The organism is Dactylosporangium sp. NPDC048998 (assembly GCF_043197855.1).
Lineage (GTDB): Bacteria > Actinomycetota > Actinomycetes > Mycobacteriales > Micromonosporaceae > Dactylosporangium.
On sequence record NZ_JBICTV010000032.1, the window covers coordinates 90,194 to 93,857 of the forward strand.

Genomic DNA, 3,664 nt, shown 5'->3' on the forward strand with positions numbered 1-3,664 from the left:
CGCGCTGCGCTCTGCCGGGCCGTTTTCGCCGCATCGGGCCGCCATGGGGCGCGCCTCCCCGCGTCGGATGGCTGCTGAAGTCGCTGCTCAAGCCCACCGTTTGTCGCCGACCCCGTTTCGATCTACAGTGTAGAGAGTTTCGTCTCCGGGGAGGTTGCGGTGCGGGTCAGTTCTTCGGCGGTGTCGCTCAACGTGGTCGATGCCGATGCGTCCAGCCGGTTTCTGCAGGAGCACTTCGGGTTTCGGGAGGAGATGGCGGCCGACGGGTTCGCCTCGTTGACGCGGGACGACGTGGGGCTCAACGTCGTCTTTCTTCGGCAGGGGCTGGCGACGCTGCCCGACGATCAGCGGGACGTACACGCCGCCGGGGTCATTCTCGCCTTCGTCGTGGATGACCTCGAGGGCGAGCTTCTCCGCCTCCAGCAGGGCGGCGTCGCGATCACCATGCCGCTGACGGTGGAGGAGTGGGGGGAACGGGCCTTCCAGGTGCGCGATCCCAACGGCGTCATTGTCCAGCTCGTCGACTGGAACGGCGGGGCGGCCGCGAACGCCTGAGGGGCGCGCGTAACCGGCTAGTGCGACCGCCGGTTGGGCGCGGCGCGGTTCGCCGTGATCACGGAGTCAAAACGTACAAGGAGCAGCACGTTTACTCCGTGATCACGGCAGACCCCGCGCGCCGCGGCCGCCGGGTGCATGATCACGGAGACCTGCTGCCGGACCGGTGCCACCAGCCGAGCTACGGGCGTTGCTCGACCTTCCAGATCCAGACGTCTGAGACGTGGTGGCCGGGGCCGAAGAGTTGCTCGGCGGTTTGGCGGATCGCCTCGCTGTTGCCGTGCTGGTCCGGCAGGACCAGGAAGTCGGCATGCCAGAACGCGATGTCGGCCTTCGCCTGGGCCTGCTGGTCCGGGGTGATCTGCGGTACCGTGCCGTTGCCGCCCGCGTCGTTGATGATCTGCATCGTCGGGCGGGTCGCGGGGCCGAACATCGCGACCTTGTCCGGGTCGTCCGGGTTGGGCGCCAGGAAGTAGCCGCCGACGATGCGGAACTCGAGGTTCGCCCGCGTCGCCCACTGCATCGCGTCCAGGCTCTCGTACCAACCCAGCGGGAGCGGCACGATCGTCGAGTTCTCGGGGATCGTCTCGCGCCAGGTGCCGCTGCTGAAGAACGCGGGAATCGGGGAGCGGTCCGACGCCGGCTGCGGGGTCGGGATGAGCGGTACCAGGGCGACCAACAGCGCCACGGCCCACAGCCAGCGGGCCGCCGGAGTGGTCTCCTCCGGGGCTGGCTTGATGTCTGTCTTGACCCCCACCGCCACTTCCGACATCCCGGACAAACCCGACGGGTCGCCGGAAATGCCGCGATCATCGGCGGCCGAGGCCACGGAGGCGTTGGCGGTCGAGGCCATTGAGGTGGCCGTCGAGGTCGGGGCGGGGGAGGCGGCGTCGGGCTCCGGGGCGGGCTTGACGCCGGCCACGTAGCGGTCGACCAGCATCGCCAGCAGCACGCCGACGAGCGGTGCGATGACCAGGGCCAGGCGGGTCGGCACGACGGAGTCGAACAGCGGCAGGTGATGCACCCACTCCCACGGGCCGTGCCAGTCGGTTGGCTCGGCCTTGTACTTGATGTCCGTCCCCAGCGACAGCAGCGCGAAGACCAGCGCCGTGAGGAACACCGCGCGGGCCGCGCGCTGGCGCCACAGGGCCGCCGCGGCGGCGAGCAGCAGGCCGAGCAGCGGCCAGCCGAAGAACGTGTTCTCCTCGGTCGGGCCACCCATTTTGTCGATGGTGGCGACGTCCGGGGCGAGGATCGAGCGCCGGCTGAACTCCTTGAACGAGTCCAGGTCGCTGCTGAAGCCGTGCACGAAATCGGGTAGCCCACGATATGCCTGCGGGCCGAAGAACTGGTGGTAGAGCGGGTATGCGAGGAAGAGGCCCGCGAACAGGGCGCCGATGCCGATGGCGGGCAGGGCCGAGCGGGTGACCCGGAGGTACTCCCGGGGGTGGAGGTACGCCAGCAGGAAGACCAGCAGCGCGATCGCCGTGAGGAAGAGGACCTCCTCGTTGATGAAGCTCTGGTACAGCACCACCGCGCCGAGCACCAGGCCGCGCCGCAGCGTGGGGCCCGGCTTCCCCAGCCGCAGCACGTTCCACACGATGAAGGGGATCAGGAACTGGCCGGCGATGTTCGGGTGGCCGGTGCTCTGCGAGATCATCGAAGGCGCGAACCCGCAGAACAGTCCTCCGACGTACGCGGCCGGCCGGGATGCGACGACGTGCCGGGAAAGAATGAAATACCACGCGGCCGCGGTTCCGGCGAGCGCGATGGTGTCGATGAGCACGAACGTGACGCCGGCGCCGAACAGTAACGTGATCGGTGCCAACGGTAGCGCGAGTCCGAGAACGGACGTGTTCGCCATGAGATTGACGCCGAGTGGCGCATTTAGTTGATCTGTGAAGAACGGGTTGTCACCGTGAGTGAACACGCGTGCCGCATGCGTCAGCACCCACTCGAAGAAGACATGATCCTGGCCGTTGTCGGCAAACATCCGTCCCTGTGGATCGCTCCAGAGGTGCTGCAGGACTGCGACGGCGCACGCGACATAACTGAGCAGCGCGATCACTGCGGCGCGGACCTCGTGCGCCTTCTCCCCGAATTTCACGATGACACGATAGTTGGCGGTCGAAGTGCGCCACAGGGGGTGGCGAGGGACTATCAACGCCGATACACTACGCCAGTTCTGACAGACATGATCAGTATTCACGTAGGGGTGCAGAGTGCCGAATCCGGACGCGGCAATCCTCGGCGACCAGGCCATCCAATCGGAAGTGCTCGAAGGCTTGGCTATGGCCAAGAACCATCGCAAGTGGTTCGTGGCGTTCGCGACGCCCTACCTCGGTGATCATCCTATCGAGGTGAGCGCCGGCCTCGGGGACTACGCCGCGGAGTGGCTCGAGCACACCTCGAACATGACGCTGACCGAGGCGGACTCGGGCCGGATCGTCGCGCTCAAGGAGCGGTTCGCCGACCACCCCGGCGTGTCGGTCCGCGAGCTGTTGCTGCCCAGCGACGTCAGCGCCGACCACAGCGCCGCGATCTCGTACAACGTGCTCGAGCACATCGACGATGACATCGGCGGCCTGCGCACCATGCGCTCGCTCGTGCGCCCCGGCGGCTACGTCATCACCGTCGTCCCGGCGTTCCCGTTCGCGATGGGCCCAGCCGACATCGCCACCGGCCACGTGCGCCGCTACACGAAGAAGACGATGCGCGCGGCGCTCGTCGCGGCCGACCTCGAGATCGTCAAGCTGCACTACGCCAACTCGCTCGGCCTGATCGGGTACTACGTCTCGACGTGCCTGCTCAAGCAGATGCCCGGCCCCGGCCCGATGGTGAAGTTCTACGACACGACCGTGGCCCCGCTGACCCGCTTCATCGAGCGCGGCGTCCGGCCGCCCTTCGGCCAGTCGGTCATCGCGATCGCTCGGCGCCCGCTGGACGCCTGACCCCCCGCGGGGGGGGGGGGGGCCCCCCCCGCCCCCCCCCCCCCCCCCCCCCCCCCCCCCCCCCCGACCGAGTCGCCGATCAGGACCACCTCGGCCGGGTCGAGGGACAGGGCCGTGAGATGGCGCGCGAGGTACTCCGCCATGCGATGGCCGCCGGC

The 3,664-nt window shown here is 68.4% G+C and carries 3 protein-coding genes; 2 read left to right on the forward strand and 1 reads right to left on the reverse strand.

Annotation, left to right across the window (positions count from 1 at the left end; all coding sequences use genetic code 11):
- Positions 1-159: 159 nt before the first annotated feature.
- The gene (locus ACGFI8_RS39875; protein ID WP_392812665.1) at positions 160-555 is read left to right on the forward strand and encodes a VOC family protein; all 396 of its coding nucleotides are present in this window, start codon (positions 160-162) and stop codon (positions 553-555) included.
- A 181-nt stretch (positions 556-736) separates the two neighbouring features.
- Here the strand turns inward: ACGFI8_RS39875 and ACGFI8_RS39880 are convergent, their stop codons facing one another.
- Complete coding sequence (locus ACGFI8_RS39880; protein WP_392812666.1) at positions 737-2,662, reverse strand: hypothetical protein; 1,926 nt, start codon at positions 2,660-2,662, stop codon at positions 737-739.
- 184 nt (positions 2,663-2,846) lie between these two features.
- Here ACGFI8_RS39880 and ACGFI8_RS39885 point away from each other — a divergent pair, with 184 nt between their 5' ends.
- Positions 2,847-3,506: a class I SAM-dependent methyltransferase gene (locus ACGFI8_RS39885; RefSeq protein ID WP_392812668.1), complete on the forward strand. Its 660-nt coding sequence runs from the start codon at positions 2,847-2,849 to the stop codon at positions 3,504-3,506.
- The last annotated feature ends 158 nt before the right edge of the window (positions 3,507-3,664 follow it).

What these genes read in the sequence shown, in the direction of transcription:
- ACGFI8_RS39885 (WP_392812668.1), top strand. Translation starts at nt 2,847, where the DNA reads ATGGCCAAGAACCATCGCAAGTGGTTCGTGGCGTTCGCGACGCCCTAC.